The organism is Bradyrhizobium monzae (assembly GCF_021458635.1).
Taxonomy (GTDB): domain Bacteria; phylum Pseudomonadota; class Alphaproteobacteria; order Rhizobiales; family Xanthobacteraceae; genus Bradyrhizobium.
This window is the reverse complement of the sequence record NZ_JAIRDQ010000004.1, coordinates 336,573-354,217: the sequence shown is the minus strand read 5'-3', so window position 1 is coordinate 354,217 and position 17,645 is coordinate 336,573. Positions and strand designations below refer to the sequence as shown.

Annotated in this window: 16 protein-coding genes; 7 read left to right on the top strand and 9 right to left on the bottom strand. The window is 64.7% G+C overall.

The window, feature by feature from the left end; genetic code table 11:
• Window positions 1-52 precede the first annotated feature (52 nt).
• Window positions 53-427, bottom strand: coding sequence for a nuclear transport factor 2 family protein (locus K3F49_RS18030; RefSeq protein ID WP_234682291.1), 375 nt, complete (start codon window positions 425-427; stop codon window positions 53-55).
• 95 nt (window positions 428-522) lie between these two features.
• Here K3F49_RS18030 and K3F49_RS18025 point away from each other — a divergent pair, with 95 nt between their 5' ends.
• Window positions 523-951, top strand: a complete 429-nt coding sequence (locus K3F49_RS18025) for a GFA family protein (RefSeq protein ID WP_234682290.1) — start codon at window positions 523-525, stop codon at window positions 949-951.
• Between the two features lie 180 nt (window positions 952-1,131).
• Window positions 1,132-2,949 (top strand): caspase family protein, encoded by a 1,818-nt coding sequence (locus K3F49_RS18020; RefSeq protein WP_234682289.1) that lies wholly within the window; start codon window positions 1,132-1,134, stop codon window positions 2,947-2,949.
• A gap of 32 nt (window positions 2,950-2,981) precedes the next feature.
• On the opposite strand, the gene K3F49_RS18015 is transcribed toward K3F49_RS18020, so the two are convergent.
• Both K3F49_RS18015 and K3F49_RS18010 read right to left on the bottom strand, forming a co-directional pair.
• Complete coding sequence (locus K3F49_RS18015) at window positions 2,982-3,659, bottom strand: DUF1345 domain-containing protein (RefSeq protein WP_234682288.1); 678 nt, start codon at window positions 3,657-3,659, stop codon at window positions 2,982-2,984.
• A gap of 196 nt (window positions 3,660-3,855) precedes the next feature.
• Window positions 3,856-4,779, bottom strand: coding sequence for a polyprenyl synthetase family protein (locus K3F49_RS18010; protein WP_234682287.1), 924 nt, complete (start codon window positions 4,777-4,779; stop codon window positions 3,856-3,858).
• A 161-nt stretch (window positions 4,780-4,940) separates the two neighbouring features.
• Here K3F49_RS18010 and mtgA point away from each other — a divergent pair, with 161 nt between their 5' ends.
• From mtgA to K3F49_RS17995, 3 genes are all read left to right on the top strand, one after another.
• A complete protein-coding gene (mtgA, locus tag K3F49_RS18005) occupies window positions 4,941-5,615 on the top strand; it encodes a monofunctional biosynthetic peptidoglycan transglycosylase (protein WP_234682286.1) in 675 nt (224 codons plus the stop codon).
• Between the two features lie 170 nt (window positions 5,616-5,785).
• A complete protein-coding gene (gene rpmF / locus K3F49_RS18000) occupies window positions 5,786-5,968 on the top strand; it encodes a 50S ribosomal protein L32 (RefSeq protein ID WP_007598106.1) in 183 nt (60 codons plus the stop codon).
• Window positions 5,969-6,122: 154 nt separating this feature from the next.
• The gene (locus K3F49_RS17995; protein WP_234682285.1) at window positions 6,123-6,764 is read left to right on the top strand and encodes a hypothetical protein; all 642 of its coding nucleotides are present in this window, start codon (window positions 6,123-6,125) and stop codon (window positions 6,762-6,764) included.
• A gap of 6 nt (window positions 6,765-6,770) precedes the next feature.
• Here the strand turns inward: K3F49_RS17995 and K3F49_RS17990 are convergent, their stop codons facing one another.
• A complete protein-coding gene (locus K3F49_RS17990; protein WP_234682518.1) occupies window positions 6,771-7,031 on the bottom strand; it encodes a hypothetical protein in 261 nt (86 codons plus the stop codon).
• Window positions 7,032-7,250: 219 nt separating this feature from the next.
• Between K3F49_RS17990 and K3F49_RS17985 the strand changes: the two genes are divergently transcribed.
• Complete coding sequence (locus K3F49_RS17985; RefSeq protein WP_234682284.1) at window positions 7,251-8,945, top strand: putative bifunctional diguanylate cyclase/phosphodiesterase; 1,695 nt, start codon at window positions 7,251-7,253, stop codon at window positions 8,943-8,945.
• A 122-nt stretch (window positions 8,946-9,067) separates the two neighbouring features.
• On the opposite strand, the gene K3F49_RS17980 is transcribed toward K3F49_RS17985, so the two are convergent.
• Window positions 9,068-11,935, bottom strand: a complete 2,868-nt coding sequence (locus K3F49_RS17980; RefSeq protein WP_234682283.1) for a PAS-domain containing protein — start codon at window positions 11,933-11,935, stop codon at window positions 9,068-9,070.
• Between the two features lie 217 nt (window positions 11,936-12,152).
• Between K3F49_RS17980 and K3F49_RS17975 the strand changes: the two genes are divergently transcribed.
• Complete coding sequence (locus tag K3F49_RS17975; protein WP_234682282.1) at window positions 12,153-13,085, top strand: ankyrin repeat domain-containing protein; 933 nt, start codon at window positions 12,153-12,155, stop codon at window positions 13,083-13,085.
• Between the two features lie 18 nt (window positions 13,086-13,103).
• Here the strand turns inward: K3F49_RS17975 and K3F49_RS17970 are convergent, their stop codons facing one another.
• From K3F49_RS17970 to K3F49_RS17955, 4 genes are all read right to left on the bottom strand, one after another.
• Window positions 13,104-13,679, bottom strand: coding sequence for a c-type cytochrome (locus K3F49_RS17970; protein WP_234682281.1), 576 nt, complete (start codon window positions 13,677-13,679; stop codon window positions 13,104-13,106).
• Window positions 13,680-13,756: 77 nt separating this feature from the next.
• Window positions 13,757-15,472, bottom strand: a complete 1,716-nt coding sequence (locus K3F49_RS17965) for a pyrroloquinoline quinone-dependent dehydrogenase (protein WP_234682280.1) — start codon at window positions 15,470-15,472, stop codon at window positions 13,757-13,759.
• A 268-nt stretch (window positions 15,473-15,740) separates the two neighbouring features.
• Window positions 15,741-16,616 carry an acyl-CoA acyltransferase gene (locus tag K3F49_RS17960; RefSeq protein ID WP_234682279.1) on the bottom strand — a complete coding sequence of 292 codons (876 nt, stop codon included), beginning with the start codon at window positions 16,614-16,616 and terminating at the stop codon, window positions 15,741-15,743.
• A gap of 36 nt (window positions 16,617-16,652) precedes the next feature.
• On the bottom strand, window positions 16,653-17,633 hold the full coding sequence (locus K3F49_RS17955; protein WP_234682278.1) for an amino acid--[acyl-carrier-protein] ligase: 981 nt from the start codon (window positions 17,631-17,633) through the stop codon (window positions 16,653-16,655).
• Between the last annotated feature and the right edge of the window lie 12 nt (window positions 17,634-17,645).

Here is a 17,645-nt window from a genome sequence, read left to right as displayed (position 1 = left end):
GCAACGACGGAGAATGGGGGCGAGTGCGCCCGATTTCGGGCAGTGGCACCCCTCACTCCTTCAGATCATACCGATAGGATTTCGACACGATCTGCCAGCCGTCGGCGAGCTTCATCGCCACCAGATAATCCGTGAAGAAGCGCGGCGGCAGCTGGCATTTGACCTTGATGAAGGCGGTCTTGTCATCCGAGCGGTCGATGGTGACGATGAAATCCTCGCGCGGTTTGCCCTCCGCCTTGGCCGAGGCCCGCTTGCGCACGCGGTCGAGCCAGTCGGGCACGGTGAGCACCTGCAGTTCGCCCTTTTCGACCCAGCGCAGATCGGCTGAGGGGTGGAAGATGGCACCGAGCTTTTCGGCGTCGCCCTCGTAAAGCCCGTCGAAATAGGATTGCACGACGGCATCGACGCTCGAACGATTTGGGCTCATGGGTCATCCCTTTGAATGATGGCGCGCCGCGAACTTAGTGGTACGCACCGGATTGCGCTATGGGTGTCTTCCGCCATTTGTGCGAGGGCACCGTCATGACCGGATCAGAGAAATCGAACGCTCGCATCCTTGCCGGCGAATGCTATTGCCGCGCCGTCCGCTACGAGGTGGCGGACGCGTTCTCCTATGCGCTGAACTGCCATTGTTCGAACTGCCGCCGGACCACCGGTTCCGCCTTCAAGCCGTTCGCGGGCATCGAATACAGCCGGCTTCGCCTCGTCAAGGGCGAGGAGCAGCGGATGATTTACGGGGACGACACCACCCATGACGCGCACTGCGCCCGTTGCGGTTCGCTGCTTTATTCGCGGGTCCGGGAAGGAAAATGGGTCCATGTCGCCATGGGAACCCTGGTCGATGCTCCTTCGATCCGCCCCCGCGCCCATATTTTCGTCGGCTCCAAGGCGCCGTGGCACGAGATCACGGACGATCTGCCGCAGCATCTGGGGCACATCGGGGGTGGCTAGGGAAAATCTGCCCGCGCGCTATCGGCAGCGAACCGCCAACGCGCTGGTGCGACTAACAAAAAGGGGGCCTTCGTCTGTTGTCGGCGCGGTCTTCGTGACCTCCATCACAGGCGTGAGCAGCCGATCTTGCTAAGGTCGTACCGAGGGTGTGAACTGCCACGAATTTTTGGAAAGCGTGTCATGCGCATTTTGTTCAGACTTTACCCGGTTCTCATCGCCGTCGCGCTGATGTTCGGCGCCGACCCCGCCTTCGCCGGAAAGCGCGTCGCGCTGGTGCTCGCCAACTCGGCCTATCAGCACGCGCCGCAGCTCACCAACCCCGTCAACGACGGTGCGGTGATGGCCAAGACGCTGAAGGATGCCGGCTTCGATGTCGTCGATTCCCGCCACGATCTGACCGCGCTCGATACGCGGCGGGTGCTGCGCGAGTTCGCCGACGCGACCCGCGATGCCGACATCGCCGTCGTCTACTATGCCGGCCACGGCATCGAGGTCGAAGGCTCCAACTATCTGATCCCGGTCGATGCCAAGCTCGAGCGCGACACCGACGTCTATGACGAGGCGCTCTCGCTCGATCGCGTCCTGGTCTCGGTCGAGCCGGCGAAGCAGCTTCGCCTGGTGATCCTCGATGCCTGCCGTGACAATCCGTTCGGCCGGACCATGAAGCGCACGCTCGCCTCGCGCGGCATCGGTCGTGGTCTGGCGCAGGTCGAGCCGGCCAGCTCAAACACGCTGATCGCCTATTCGGCCAAGGCCGGCTTTACGGCACAGGATGGCGACGGCGCCAACAGCCCGTTCACCATCGCGCTGTCGAAGCATCTGACGACGCCGGGCCTCGATGTCCGCCGCGCCTTCGGCTTCGTGCGCGACGACGTGCTCAAGTCGACCGGCAACAAGCAGGAGCCGTTCGTCTATGGTTCGCTTGGCGGCGAAGACGTGCCGCTGGTGCCGGTCAAGGCCGCGCCCGTGATCGCAGCGGCGGCGCCTGCGCCCGCGGTGAATCCGCAGGCCGACATGCGCCGCGACTATGAACTCGCGCTCCAGGTCGGTAACAAGCCGGCATGGGAAGCCTTCCTGGCCCAGCACCCCGACGGCTTCTATGCGAACCTTGCCAAGCTTCAGCTCGACAAGATCCAGGCCGAGCAGGTTCATGCGGCGGCGATCGAGAAGACGAAGCAGGCCGACGCCGAACGCGATCGTCTCGCTGCGGTCGGTGCGCAGAAGGACGCGCAGGCGAAGGCCGCGGCAGACGCGAAAGCGGCCGAGCAGGCCCAGCTTGCCGCGCAGAAGGCCAAGGAGCAGGCGCAGCAGCAAGCTGCGGCTGCAGAGCAGCAGCGCGTCAATCTCGCCGCTACAGCACCGAGCGCTGCGCCGGCCAGCACGGCGAGCCCTGCCGGCACCAATGTCGCTTCGCTGACGCCGGCAACCACGCCGGCCGATCTCAGCCGCTCGGTGCAGACCGAGCTCGGTCGCGTCGGCTGTTTCTCCGGACAGGCTGACGGCAACTGGAACACGTCCGCCCAGCGGTCGCTGTCGCAGTTCAACCGCTATGCCGGTACCAAGCTCGATGTGAAGGTCGCAAGCACGGATGCACTCGACACGGTCAAGTCAAAGCAGTCGCGCGTCTGCCCGCTGGTCTGCGATCACGGCTTCAAGGCCGACGGCGACAAATGCACCAAGATCGTCTGCGGCGACGGCTATGCGCTGAACGACGACAATGAATGCGAGAAGCAGCGTGCCGCCAAGCCGACCAAGCCTGCAACCGCCAAGCGCGACGACGGCGACGAGCGTCCCGCGCGGCAGCGTCGTCAGTCCGGTGGCGCGGCCGCGGGAGCGGCGGGCGGCATCGCTGCGGCCGGCGCGGGTCGCGCTTCGGGTGGCAGTGGTCAGATTTTTTGCAACGATCTGCTCTGCCGTCCGGTCCGGCGCGGCTGCCACCTCGAATATCGCGGTGGCGGCGGCCCGCACGTTGATGCCAATTACGAGGTCTGCAACTGAGGGGGCTGATTCCCGCGACAATGTCGCGGGGATCACGTCGCGATCGCGCTCGCCGCGATGTTCACCGTCAGCGCCAGCAGCGCCGTGTTGTAGATGAAGGACACGATGCCGTGCGCCGTGGCGGTGCGGCGGATGGTCTTGTCGGTGATGCCGACGTCGGAGACCTGCGCGGTCATGCCGATCACGAACGAGAAATAGACGAAGTCCCAATAGTCGGCGTGGTCTTCCTTGTCGCCGCTCGGAAACTGCAAGCCGCCCGGCGGATGCCGGTAATAGTCATGGGCGTAGTGCAGCGCGAAGGTCGTGTGCACGGCGGCCCAGGACAGCACGATGGTCGTGATGGCGATGGTCAGCTCCGCAGCGCCGCGATGAACACCGAGCTCCGAGACGATTGCTGCGATGCTCGCGAACGCGCCGATCGCCGTCACCAGCAGGATCACGAAGCGGCCGTCGTCCTGCATTGCGGCGCTACGGTGGATGTGCCGATGGTCGTTGCACAGCATCATGCTGTAGACCAGCACGAGATACACTGCGATCAGCGCATCCCAGCCGAGCACAAGCCGCGTCGTCAGCCGGAGCGAGCCCGGCGCAAGCAGGCAGACGAGGATGCCGATACCAAGCGAGATGAACGTCCGCGGCCGCGCATAGATCAGCCGCATCGGTCGCGACATCTGCCGGAAGCGGACGAGGACGGGATCTTCTTTTTCCATGCGGATCGTCCGGTGAGCCCTGAGCGGCATCGCAGGTGCGCTCCCTCCCCCGCTTGCGGGGGAGGGTTGGGGAGAGGGTGTCTCCGCAAGCGAGAACCCCCAAGAGGAGAGAGCCCTCACCCGGCGCGCGGGACGATGCTTCGCATCGCCCGGGACGCGCCGACCTCTCCCGCAAGCGGGAGAGGTGAGGGAGTTACTAGTTCTTGCGTTCGGCGACGAAGCGCGCGGCGGCCTGCAGCACCGCGGCGCGATCACCGAAGATCGACACCGCGCTGTCGGCGCGTGCCAGCAGATCGCGCACGCGCTGCTTGGCGCCTTCGATGCCGAGCTGGGTGACGAAAGTGGTCTTGCCGAGCACGGCGTCCTGGCCCGAGGGCTTGCCGAGCGCCGCCGCATCGCCTTCGACGTCGAGCAGATCGTCGGCGATCTGGAAGGCTTCGCCAAGTGCGCGGCCGTAGTCGTCGAGTGCCTGGTATTCCGCCTTCGAGGCCTGGCCGAGGATCGCGCCGGCGATGCAGCCGTAGCGCAGCAGCGCGCCGGTCTTCATCTGCTGGATACGGGCGACATCGATCGGTTCGTTGCCGCCAAAGCGGCCTTCGCCGGCGAGATCGAGGATCTGGCCGCCGACCATGCCGCCGATGCCGGCGCAGCGTGCCAGCGCCCGCGTCAGCAACAACCGTACATTGGCATCACGATGGATCTCGTCGCGGGTGACGATGTCGAAGGCGATGGTCAGAAGGCCGTCGCCGGCGAGGATCGCGGTGGCGTCATCGGTCTGCTTGTGCAGGGTGGGGCGGCCGCGGCGCAGGTCCGAATTGTCCATCGCCGGCAGATCGTCATGGATCAGCGAATAGCAGTGGATGCATTCGAGCGCGGCGCCCACGAGCAGCGCCGCTTCGCGCGGAACACCGAACACGGCCGCACTCTCGACCACCAGGAAGGGGCGCAGGCGCTTGCCGCCATTCAGGCTCGAATAGCGCATTGCGTCCATCAGTCGCTTGGGACGGGCGATCTCATCGTGCAGGATGTCGTCCGACAGCAGGCGCCCGAGCAGGGCTTCGGTGTCATCAGCGGTCTTGTCCAGACGTTTGGCGAAATCGGACGGGGACGTGCCGGTCATCAAGAAAGGCTCCAGAACTAAAATTCGGCGGGACAATCCTTTATGAGCCGGCCTCAGTCAATCGTTTGGAAGGCCTAAAAAGTGCTGGAAAAGACCCGAATTATCACAGACTTAATGGCGGGATCCGCGGCCAGGTTTCAGTTTGCGCCGGAAAGGTCGATTTGCGCATCGTTAAAATCCTGCTGGTGATGGCCGCGGTCGCGTTGCTGGCGCCCTATGTGATCGCGCCATTCTACCGCTCCGGCCATCCGGTTTCGACGCTGATGGCCTGGCGCTCGCTGACGGGCGCGCCGATGCACCGGGAATGGATCGATCTGGCGGCGATGTCTCCTTATGTGCCACGCTCGGTGGTGGCGGCCGAGGACGCCCATTTCTGCAAGCACCACGGCATCGACTGGGGCGCGCTGCGCGAGGCCATCGACGACGCCAAGGAGGACGGTACGCCGTTCCGCGGCGCCTCCACCATCACCCAGCAGGTCGCGAAAAACCTGTTCCTCTGGCAGGGGCGGGATTTCGTCCGCAAGGCGCTGGAATTCCCGCTGGCGCTCTGGATCGATTTCGTCCTGCCCAAGCACCGGATCCTGGAAATTTACCTCAACATTGCCGAGCTCGGCCCGCAGGGCCAGTTTGGGGTCGAAACGGGCAGCGCCTATGCCTTCGGCAAGTCGGCTGCCAACCTCTCCCCCCGGGAAGCGGCCCTTTTGGCGTCGATCCTGCCGAATCCGGTCAAACGCAGCGCCAGGACCCCCGGGCCAGGCGTGCGGCGGCTGGCCGGGACCTATGTAGCAAGGGGGCAGGCCTCCTCGCTTTTGACCTGCTGGCGGGAAAATCGCTGATTCCGGGCTCTTTTGGGGCGCATTTTCCGTCCCAGAACCCTAGATTTACGGCCAGCCTTCCTCTATAAGCCCGGCCTTGATCGGCATTCAGCTCGCCTCGGTTTGCGGGTGCTGAGCCGTCCCTTCGCGGACGATGCCCGGATGAACACCAATCCCTAGAGGATATTGAAATGGCCGTTCCGAGACGAAAAACTTCGCCGTCGCGCCGTGGCATGCGCCGCTCGGCAGATGCCATCAAGAAGCCGACCTATGTGGAAGACAAGGACTCCGGTGAGCTCCGTCGTCCGCATCATCTCGACCTCAAGACCGGCATGTACAAGGGCCGTCAGGTCCTGAAGAAGAAAGAGTCCTAAAGACTCTTCTCGGGCGGGTGTTCTCCTCAATCAGGATGACGTGACCTGCCTGATTTCGGCCAATCCATGAGATATGACGGTGTCGGCGGCGGAGCGTATGCTTCGCCGTCGCATTGTCTTGCCCGGACATCTTGATCGAGAAGGCGCTTTGCCGATGGTCGGTTTCCCGCTGCTTCTGATTCCGCTCGCCGTCTACAACATCATCGCCTTCCTGATGCCCAGCGTGTCCTTTTCGGACGTGCTGTTCAAGGTGCCGATGATCACCGGCGAGACCTGGCCGGTCACGCTCGCCGACCTCCTGCTCGCGCTCGGCGTGCTGCTGCTGCTGCTCGAAGTGGTCAAGGGCGCGCGCCCAGGCGCGAAATTCCTGATGGATCATCTGCTGTCGCTGATCCTGTTCGGCGCGGCCGCGGCCGAATTCGTGATGTGGCCCAAATTCGGCAATTCCACTTTTTTCCTGCTGGTGCTGCTTTCGATGGCCGATTTCCTCGGCGGCATCGCCCAACGCGCACGCCGCCGCATCGCCTATGTTGCCGCAGAGACGGTGGCGGTGCCGCGCAAGGCCAAACGCCAGGCCGAGGCGCCGCCGCCAGCAACAGCGTTTGAGCCGAAGCTCGATCCCGTGCCTGCACCGCAGCCTGAACCGCCGTCCGCGCCCTCGGCGCAATCGGTCGCCGAATCCGTTTTGATGGATCACCCCGCGCCGAAGCCGGGCGTCGTACCGTCGCCGGAAATTCCCTCGCCGCATTTGCAGCCGGGCAACGGCACGCCGTCCTCGCCCGAAGAGCCGCGCTGATCGGCGCTACGCCACCTGACGTGTGCGTGAGATGACGCTGGGAAGCGGGCCCTTGCCGCCATAGGCCATGCGTGCGTCCTCGGACGAGCCGCGGCGCAGCCGGTTTGCCTGAGGCAGGTGCTCGGCATTGGCGATCAGCTGGGTGACGAAGCTCGGATCCGGACGCGTCAGCGGCACCTTGTGGACCAACTGCAAAACGGGCGTCAGCGGTACCAGCGCGGTACTTGCTTCCCGCGTTGTCTCTTCGATCTGATCCGCATTCGCCATCGCAACACCGCTAATCCGGTTGAGCTGGCGCGTTTTGGGACGCTCGCGCCGGTGCATTCGATGGTCTCGCAAGGCCTATGCCGGTCGAGCCTATTCCGTTCCATGGCGCTCGGAAACGTGGTTTCCAAATTGTTTATGAACTTTGCCTAGGGTTGGAGGCGAATCTGGCCGTACTCTGTGCCGGCTCAGGACTCCCCGCTGTCCCGAAACGAGGCGCTTTTGACCCCAGCATTGCCGCAAGCCTCCGAAATCCTGGCCGCTCTCGGTCAGGCCGTGTTCGTCTGGGATATCGCGAGCGACGCCATCGTCTGGGGTGAACAGGCCGGCGTCATCTTCCCCGGCATTCCGGCCGAGCGCCTCGCGACCGGCGCCCAGTTCGCCAAGCTGATCGAGCCCGCGCAGACGCTGCGGAGCGCGGCGCTGGCGCAGACATCCGCCGTGCACGGCACCGACGGCACGCCCTACCGGGTCGAATATGGCGTGCGCATGAGCGCCTCCGACCCCGTGGTCTGGATCGAGGAGACCGGCCGCTGGTTCGCGGGTGCCGACGGCCGCCCAATGCGCGCGATCGGCTCCGTCCGCATCAACAATGAGCGGCACGCCCGCGACGAGGAGCTGACCAAGCTTGCCCGGCTTGATCCGCTGACCGGCGAGCTCAACCGCTCTCACCTGATCGCGGCGCTGGCCGAAGCGATCGAGGAGACGAGCCGCTTCCGCTCGACCGCAGCCTTCCTGCTGGTCGGCATCGATCATCTTGCCCGCGTCAACGACGCCTTCGGCTTTGACGTTGCCGATGCCGTGATCCTCGACGTCGCCAAGCGCATTCGCGCGCGCTTACGCGGCGGCGACGTGCTCGGGCGCTTCTCCGGCAACAAGTTCGGCCTCATCCTGAAGAACTGCACCGTCGACGACATGAACGTCGCCGCGGAGCGCTTTCTCGCCGGCGTCCGTGACGAGGTGGTGCCGACCAAATCCGGTCCGGTCTCGGTTACCGTCTCGATCGGCGCGGTCAGCCTGCCGCGCTATGCCCGCAATACCGACGAGGCCATCAACCGCGCTCACGAGACGCTGGATGCCGCCAAGCGCCGCCGCGCCGGTTCGTTCGCCGCCTGGCGCCCGAATGCCGAGCGCGACGCGCAGCGCCGCGTCAACATTCGCGTCACCGACGAGATCGTCACCGCGCTCAACGAGCGCCGCATCAAGCTCGCTTATGAGCCGGTGGTCTCGGTTGCCACGCGCGAAGGCGCGTTCCACGAATGCCTGGTGCGGATGGACCAGGGTGATGGCCAGGTCCTGCTCGCGCCGGACATCGTTCCGGTCGCCGAGCGGCTCGGCCTCATTCGGCTGGTCGATCACCGCGTGCTCGAGCTCGTGGTTGCCGAGCTCGCGGCCACGCCCGACATCCGCCTCAGCCTCAACATCTCGCCTGATACGACGATGGACCCCGATTGGTGGGCCGGTATAGAATCGCTGATGCTTGCCCATCCCGGCGTCGCCGAGCGGCTGATCGTCGAGATCACCGAGACGGTCGCGATCCAGGACATCGACGACGTCCGCGCCTTCGTCAGCCGTCTCAAGAACTTCGGCAGCAGCATCGCGATCGACGATTTCGGCGCCGGTTACACCTCGTTCCGCAATTTGCGCAAGCTCGGCGTGGATATCGTCAAGATCGACGGTGCGTTCGTGCAGAACATCACCCATTCCGCCGACGACCGCGCTTTCGTGCAGACCTTGATCGACCTCGCCCGCCGCCTCGACATCAAGACCGTCGCCGAATGGGTCCAGGACGAGGAGGCCGCCAACATGCTGCGCGAGTGGGGCTGCGACTACATCCAGGGCCGCCTGATCGGCCTCGCCTCCGTTGACCGCCCATGGGGTGCGGCGCCGGACAACGTGCTACCCGCGGCCGGCTGAGGCATCGTCGGGTGGATTAGCGCAGCGTCGCGATCGTCACGATTTCCCCTTTGAAATCAACGCCGTTCTACTTTGCATGGGGTTGTTTCACGAAATTCGTGCGGGGAGCAGGCAGCAAGCCCTTACGCCACGCGACGGACCGCGTTCAACGTCTCGATGGTGCGGCTGACTTCGGCTGCCGGACACGGCCTACCGAAATAGTATCCCTGCACGGCAGTGCAGCCGCATTCGCGGACGAATTCGAGCTGCTCCACCGTCTCGACGCCTTCCGCCGTGGTCTCGACGCCAAGCACGGAACCGAGGCTCGCGATGGTTCGGACGATGGCGACGCTCTCGGGGCTTTCGCCGAGTGTGCCGACGAAGGAGCGGTCGATCTTGATGCGGTCGAACGGAAACTTGCGCAAGTAACTCAGCGAAGAATAGCCGACGCCGAAATCGTCGAGGCTGACGCGCACGCCGAGGGCGCGGAGCTGATGCAGGATCTCGATCGTCGCTTCGCTGTCGTCGAGCAGCGCCGTCTCGGTGACCTCGAGCTCGAGCCGCTGCGGCGGCAGGCCGGCTTCTGCAAGCGCGCTCGTCACCATCGCCACCAGTCCGCGCGAGCGGAACTGGACCGGTGACAGATTGACCGCGACCGTGACATCCGGCCATGAGGCCGCCGTGGCGCAGGCCGAGCGCAGCACCCATTCGCCGATCGCGACGATCAGCCCGTTCTCTTCGGCGATCGGAATGAACTCGGCCGGCGAGACGAAGCCGCGCGACGGATGCTTCCAGCGCAGCAGCGCCTCGAAGCCGGTCAGCTCGGAGGTGTCGAGCCGCACCTGCGGCTGGAACACCAGATGGAATTGGTTGGCTTCCAGCGCGCCGCGCAGATCGTGCTCCAGCGCGTGCCGGCTGCGAGCCGCTTCTTCCATTTCGGGCTCGAACAGCTGGTAGGCGCCGCGTCCCTTGGCCTTGGCCTGGTACAGTGCGAGATCGGCGCATTTCATCAGCTCGTCGGCGTCGAGGCCGTGGTCGGGCGCGATCGCGATGCCGACGGAGACGCCGACATGGATCGACTGGCTCTCCAGCGGCGGCGGATGGCCGATGATCTCGACCAGCCGCCGCGCAAGCCGCTCCGCCGATTGCGGCTGCGGTCCGCGCTGGAGCACGGCAAACTCGTCGCCGCCGAGACGGGCGACGGTGTCGTGCTCGCCGACATTCTCCTTCAGCCGCGCCGCGACCCAGCGCAGCAGGCGGTCGCCGGCGGCGTGGCCGAGCCGGTCGTTGACGGTCTTGAAATTGTCGAGGTCGAAGCACAGCACCGCCATCGCGCCGCCGGCGATCGCGACCTGGTTCAACCCCTCTCCCATCTTCTCGCGGAACAGCGTGCGGTTGGGCAGGTCGGTGAGCGAATCGTGCTGCGCCATGTGCGCGACCCGGGCCTGGGCTTTGTGGCGCTCGGTGACGTCCTCATAGGTGACGACCCAGCCGCCATGCTCCATCCGCTTGTGGTTGAGCTTGATGATGCGGCCGTCGCTCAAATGGCGGTGCAGCGTGTGCTCGCCCTCGCGCAGCCGCTCGACGTAGTCGGCATAGATCTTGGCGGCGGTCGTGTTCGGATGGATGCCGAGATCGCAGCTGTGCTCCATGATCTCGCGCATCGAGACGCCGGGCTTCACAATGTCAGGCGACAGGCCGTACATCTCGATGTAGCGGCGGTTGCAAACGATCACGTGCAGACTCGTATCGAGCATGCACAGGCCCTGACTCATGTTGTTCAGCGCCGCGTCGAAGCGGCGATACTGCTCACTCAGCTCTTCGACCGCCCGTTCGCGCTCGGTGATGTCCTCATAGGTGGCGACGAAGCCGCCCTCGGGCAGCGCGCAATAGCGCACCGAGATCACCGTGTCGTTGGTCATGCTCCGCCGCATCGGCGAGGAATCGCGGCTCGCGATCCGGGTGCGGGCGGCCTCCAGGATCTGCTGCGGGCTGTATTCGGAGGAGAAGGCACCGTTCGCCATCGAGCGCTCGATCAGCTCGGCGAGATGCGTGCCGGGCTTGCTCTCCTCCGGCGGCAGCCGATAGATCTGCTGGTAGGTCGAATTGCAGATGCGCAGGCGCATGTCGCTGTCGTAGAACGCGAGCCCATGCGCCATGTTTTCGAGCGCCGCATCCAGCATGAGGTTCTGCTGCTTCAGCGTCTCTTCATGCCGGAGCCGTTCGGTGACGTCCTCGTGCACGGTGACCCAGCCGCCGTCGGGCATGAAGCGGGATACGGCTTGCACCTTGCGGCCGTCATAGCGCGTCACCAGAACGGTCTTCGGGTTCCTGGTCCGGACGTCGTTGATCCGGGCATCGCGGAACTCGTCTCCGGACATGTCCGCTCTGTTGCCGCGCGACAGCCAGTGGTCGATGGCCGTGCTGTGCGCGACACCCGGTTTCACGACGTTGGGGTCGAGGTCGTAGAATTGCAGGAACCGCTCGTTGCAGACGACGACGCGGGCGTCGGCATCGTACATGATGAGGCCGTGCGACATGTGCGCGAGCGCATGCTGGCTGCGTTCGGTCTGGAGTTGCAGCTCGGTCTCGAGCCGGGCGAGCCGGCTGACGTCGTCGCAGATCGTCATCCAGCCGCCAGCTGGAAGCGGCTTCAGTTCGAGCGTGATGACAAGGCCGCTTGCCAGCGTCTGCCGGGTCTGGAACGGCTTGCCGGCCGCAATCAATGCGATCCGCGCGGTGTAGAGCGCGTCGAGCTCACTTGCCGGGATATTGCCGAGCGCTACGCTGTGGGCGAGCACATCGCGGTAGCGCGTTCCGGGCTGGACGATCTCGGCCGACATGTTGAACAGCGTCAGGTAACGCGTGTTGACCAGCACGATCCGGTTGTCGGCGTCGTAGACGCAAACCCCCTGTTCCATGCCGTCGAGCGCAAGCTGGCTCAGCGAGAGCAGGGCCTGCTGGCCTTGCTCGCGGCGTACACCGAGCTCGTTGTCGCGGGTCGACGTCATGGGGGCAGTGGCATCTCGGCGGCAATAGACTTGACGCAACGCAATTCAGCCACCGAGCGTAGCGAAGAGGCGGGAAAATTCCCTTAAGCGCCGTAGTTTACGGAGGGTGACTGGGCACCGCAGCCTGCGCGAGGCGAGCTAAACCGTAGCCGCTTGCATTGCGATGGCTTGGCAGTGGCCCGGTACCGTGTCACGTTTGAGTTCCGGGATATCTTAAATGGAGGTGACTGCCGTGTATCGCCGCGCCGTCTTGCTGGGAGTTGTGATAGCCGCCTTCACCGCCGTTTCGCCGACCGCTGCCGCCGATGCCGTGCGCTGTCAGGAGTTGACCCGCCAGTTTCAGAGCACCAGAGCGCAGATCACGGCCATCGAGGTGTCGCTGTTGCTGTTCTCGGCTGCGGATTCCGGGTGCCTTGCACTGGAGACCGAACTCCTCGACGCCGGAGCCTCCGTCGATGCGCGCGACCGGCTGGGGGCACGGCCGCTCGGCCACGCGGCACGCTTTGGTAACCTTGATGTGGTCGACCTGCTTCTGGCGCGCGGCGCGCCGATCGACGCACGCAATCTCGCCGGCGCAACCGCGCTCTATGCCGCATCCGAACGCGGCCATGCCGCGGTGGTGGCGCGCCTGATCGAGCGCGGCGCCGACGTCAAGCTCGCCGGCCGCAGCGGCATCTCTCCCATAGCTGCGGCGGCCTATGCTGGCAGTGACGCGACCGTCGAAATCTTGCTCGCGCACGGTGCCGACGAGCGCGCCGCGGACGAAACCGGCAAGCCGCCGATCGTCTATGCCGCGGCCGGCGGTCGGCTCGACATCGTGAAGCGGCTGCTTGCGCGCAACATCGACGTCAATGCACGCTATCCGAACGAGTTGACGCTGCTGATGTGGGCGGCTGGCGCCGACGAGAAGGTCGAGCAGGCCGAGGTGGTGAAGGTCGTCAGCTTTCTGCTCGACGGCAGCGCGCATATCAATGACCGCGACGCGCGCGGTCGCACCGCGCTGATGATCGCTGTGGAGGGCGGCCGGGCTGACGTCGTGACAGTCTTGCTGGCGCGGGGCGCCGACCCATCGCTCCGCGACAACGCCGGCAAGCGCGCCGCCGATCTTACCACGCTGACAGCGCTGCGCGAGCGCCTGTTAACGCATTGAAGGAGAAGGCGCGGCCTCTCACAGCCCCGCCAAAAACTCTGCCAGCGCCGTCAGGTCGTTCTCCGGCGTCGCGATCATCAAGTCGGACATGCCGGGATTGTTGCCGCGGGCGCGGGTGCGGAGGTCTGCCATGGTCTTGGCGAGATATTCCCGGCTCTGGCCGGCGAGCCGCGGCGTGGTGCTGGTGCCTTGGAATTGCTCGAGATGGCAGCCGGTACAGCCGACCGAATGCTCGGCGTCGGTCGCCTTCTTCGAAACGTCCTTTGGCGCGCGGGGCTGCCCCAGGTCCGGCCACTTCTTCTGCGAAAAATATTCCGCGACCGCGAGCATATCGTCTCTCTCGAAGCCTGATGCGATAGGCTGCATGATCTCGCTCTTGCGATCACCTCGCTTGAAGTCGCGAAGCTGGATGTAGATGTAGCCGGTGAGCTGGCCCCAAATCACCGGAATCGTCTTGTCGACCGGCTTGCCGTCGGCGCCGTGACATCCGGCGCAGACCTCGACCTTCTCAGCGATGCTGTCTGCCACTGCGGGCCGGGCGCCTGCGCCGAGCGCTAGTCCGAGCAGAATGACTGAACACAATTTCATCGCCATGAGATCAATCCAATATGCTCTAACGAAAGCGGGGCCGCGTGCGGCCCCGCCTGGTTCACGATAGGACGGCTGTCGGCTCAATCAAGCGTAAAGGCGATGATGTTGTTGCCGCGCTTGAAATTGACTTGAGTATTGCCGCCGGCGCCGACCACGATGTACTGCTTGCCACCCACCATGTAGCTGGACGGCGGCGCGTTGACGCCTGCGCCGGCGCGGAAGCTCCATAGCTCCTTGCCGTCGGCGGAGTTGTAGGCGGCGAACTTACCGTTGCCTTCACCCGTGAAGACGAGCCCGCCCGCGGTTGCCAAGATGCCGCCGATCATCGGCTCCGGCGTTTTCACCTGCCATTTGATCTTGCCGGTGTCGTAGTTGACGGCGGTGATGTTGCCGGACTGCTTTTCGCTGGGAATAGCAGTGAAGGCGCCACCGAGCCACAGCTTGCCGTTGGGATAAGGCGAGCTCTCGACACGATACGTCATCGGCTGATGCAGATTGATGGCATAAGCCAACGACTGGCTCGGATCGGTCGCGATCGGCGACCATTCGACGCCGCCGTTCGCACCCGGCAGCATGCGGGCACCATCCTTGGTCGGCAGCACCCACATGTTCTCCTGCGGCACCATCGCCTCGGAGAAGCGGATCAGACTGCAGTCCTTGCGATCGTGCACATAGATGTGCCCGGTCTTGCCGGCATGGAGCACGCCGGGGACGGTCTTGCCGCTCTTGTCCTTCACATCGACCAGCACCGGCGGGCTCACCGCATCCAGATCCCAGACGTCGTGGGCGATATACTGGAAGTGGCAGACATACTTGCCGGTATCGAGGTCGAGCGCGACGAGCGAGTCCGTGTAGAGATTGTCACCGGGACGGGTCGAGCCGTCGAGATCGGGCGAGGGATTGCCGACCACGAAATAGATCCGGTTGGAGGCCAGATCGACGGCCGGATTCTGCCAGACGCCGCCGCCGAGTTTTGCGAAGGGATCGCCGTTCTTGGCGAGAGCGTCTTTTTCCGCAGCGATGTCGCGATGCATGTCGCGGCCGGTAGCATCCTTAGTGGCCCAGACGCCGACCGTGCTGTCCGGAATGGTGTTGAAGCTCCAGACCTGCTTGCCGGTCTTGGCATCATAGGCGCGAACAAAGCCGCGAATGCCGTACTCGCCGCCATTGGTGCCGATCAGCACCTTGTCCTTCACCACCGTCGGCGCCATCGTCTCGCTGTAGCCCATCTCGGGATCGGCGATATCGGTTTTCCAGACGACGTCGCCGGTCTTGGCACTCAACGCGATCAGCTTTGCATCGAGCGTTGCGAGGTAGACCATGTCGTTCAGGACCTGGACGCCGCGGTTGTTCGGGCCGCAGCAGTAGGTCGTGATCGGTCCCATCTTGTGATTGTAGTGCCAGAGCTCGCGTCCGGTCTTGGCGTCGAGCGCATAGACATGGCTGTAGGAAGTCGTCACGAACATCACGCCGTCGACCACGATGGGCGAGGTCTCCAACGATTCCTTGACGTCGGTCTGGTAGATCCAGGCGACGTGCAGGTTCTTCACGTTTTTCTGATTGATCTGCTTGGCCAGGTGAAACCGGGTCTGCGCGTAATTGCCATTGGTCAACAGGAAATTGGTCGCGCTCTTGTCGGCGGCATTGAGCATCGCCTGCGTCACCGGCGTGACGTTGGCCGTGCCCACCGGGCCGACGGAGTCCTGCTTCACTTCCTGTTGTGCGTAAGCGGTGGCTGGCAGGAAAAAAGCCAAGCCAAATAGCGCGGCGTAGCCGCCGATCGACAGTCTATTCATCCATCCGCCCCAATAATTGTTTTGTCTTAACCGGCCGAATATTGCGCGGTGTGACGGAACTCTGACTCCGCGACGGCCGCTTTGACAAGGAGAAAGAGTTTTCAGCTCTCGTCTCACGGGCACAAATTAAAACGTTCGCTGTTGCGGGATGAATTGTTGCTCTGCGATGGCGGAGCGAGCCGTGTCGGTGCCGACGGTCTTTCGGCGTGATTGCGAGGATCTTGCCGCAGGGGAGCAATGACCGCCCCGCGTCGCGTCGCGTCGGCCCTCAAGGCCCGTAGAGCACCAGCTCCGTGTCCGTGAGGTCGGCCAGCCGCGGGCGGTGTGGACCCTTGAAATATTTGCGGCCGCGCCGCTCGGTATAAATACCAACAAGGCCGGGGATGGGCTCGTTGGAATCGACGATCACCGAGATCTTGCCGAGCCGTAGCAGCAGCCGGCCGATGCGGCCGGCGCAAGCGGCGTATTCGGCGGCGCTGCGGCAGTAGATCAATTGCATCACCGGCGGCGCGATGAAACCACGGCGGATTCGCACCGGTTGCAAGATGAAGGGGAAGACGCCCTTCGGCGAGCGGCAGACCAGGCTGAGGCAATTGTAGCGCGCATGCCGCGTCAGCAGTTCGGTCTCGGCCGCGGAGAGGCCCTCGATCCGCTTGGTGTGCTGGGAGATGACCTCGATCTTGCTCCAGCGCGGGGCACGCGACAGCGCCGGCACCGAGACGAATAGGCCGCGGCAATAGGCGCGAAAGCCCTGCGTCTCGATCAGCGGCCAGGTCCACGGCGCCGGGCTGATGTTGAGGTAGGTCACGTTCTTGTGCCGTTGCGCGATCTTGGTCAGCAGCGGCGCGTAATTGCGATAGGCCGGCTCGACATACCAGCTCGACAGATTGCACTGGATGGCGGTTTCCTCGCCGTCCTTGCGCGTGGTGTAGAGCAGCAGCAGCACGCCGACCGGTTCGCCGTCATTGTCGAGCATGTAGCCGAAGCGCGGATAGCCGTCCGGCACCGGCCGGAAGGCCTGCCGGCGCAGGCCCTGGATCCAGTAGTTGCGCGAGCGGCCGCCGAAGCCGCGCGTCAACAGGTCCGCGACCGCATCGACGTCGGCTTCGGTGATCTCGCGGCATCGGACCTTGGTGTGGATCACGCTCGTCTTACCCGTGGAAATGGAAGGCCTCTTACCTTAGCGCCAGCCTTCGCCGTGGGCATCAACCGGAGCTAGCGGCTGCATGCCCAGAAGGCCTCGCACCTTGGCGGGCCAGGCGGAGAGATCGGTGCCGTGGGTGTGGAACATCGCGACAGCCAGGCGATCCATGCCGAAGGCGACGCAGCCGGTATGCGCGGGCTCGCCATTGGCGTCCTGGATGCCCCAGGTCGTGCCGAAATGTTCGCGGTGATAGTTGAAGCTCATGCAGGCGGTCGGCTGCTCTTCCGAACGCAGCGGGATCAGGAGCTCGAACTTGAGCTGCTGCTGCTTCTGGCTCACCGCCTTCATCTGGCCGACGCGGCCAAAGAACGGGTCGCTGGCATAGTCGACGCGGAAGGTCAGGCCGAGATCGGTTGCGATCGCCTGCGCCCGCACCATCCAGCGTTCGCGGAAATCGGCGACGTCATCGGGCGTGCCGATGCAGACATATTCGCGCATCCGGAACGATTGCAGCCGGTCGAGATGCTTTGACGGCTCGCGACGGAAGCAGTCGGCAGCGACGTCGAAGCGCAGGCCGCCCTTCGGCAGCTGGCCGCGGCTGGCCGCGATCGGATAGACGGGGTAGCAGGCCGCGGGCGACAGCACGAGATCGGCCGGCGACAGCGACGAGGTCCAGTCGCCGCCGGCATCGAAGCGGCTCACTGCGGCGTTGATCTCGCGTTCGGTGCCATGCAGGCCGCAGACGCAGCCGAGCAGGTTCGGAAAGCTCTTGAGGTAGCCGGATTTTTCAAGCTGGCTGCGGCTCATCACCGGCGGAAAGCGCATGACCTCGGTGCCGGCTTCGCGATTGCTGGTGATCAGCGCGGCGAGACGTTCGACAACGCCTTCATAGAGCGCGGTGCGAGCATAGACGCCGTCCGACCCCATCGGGTGGAACAGCTTGTTGGCGAGATGATCGAGCGGATCCGCGGCCTGCGGCGCGGTCTCGGGTGAATCGGGGAGAACGGCAATGTTCATTTTCGACTTCCT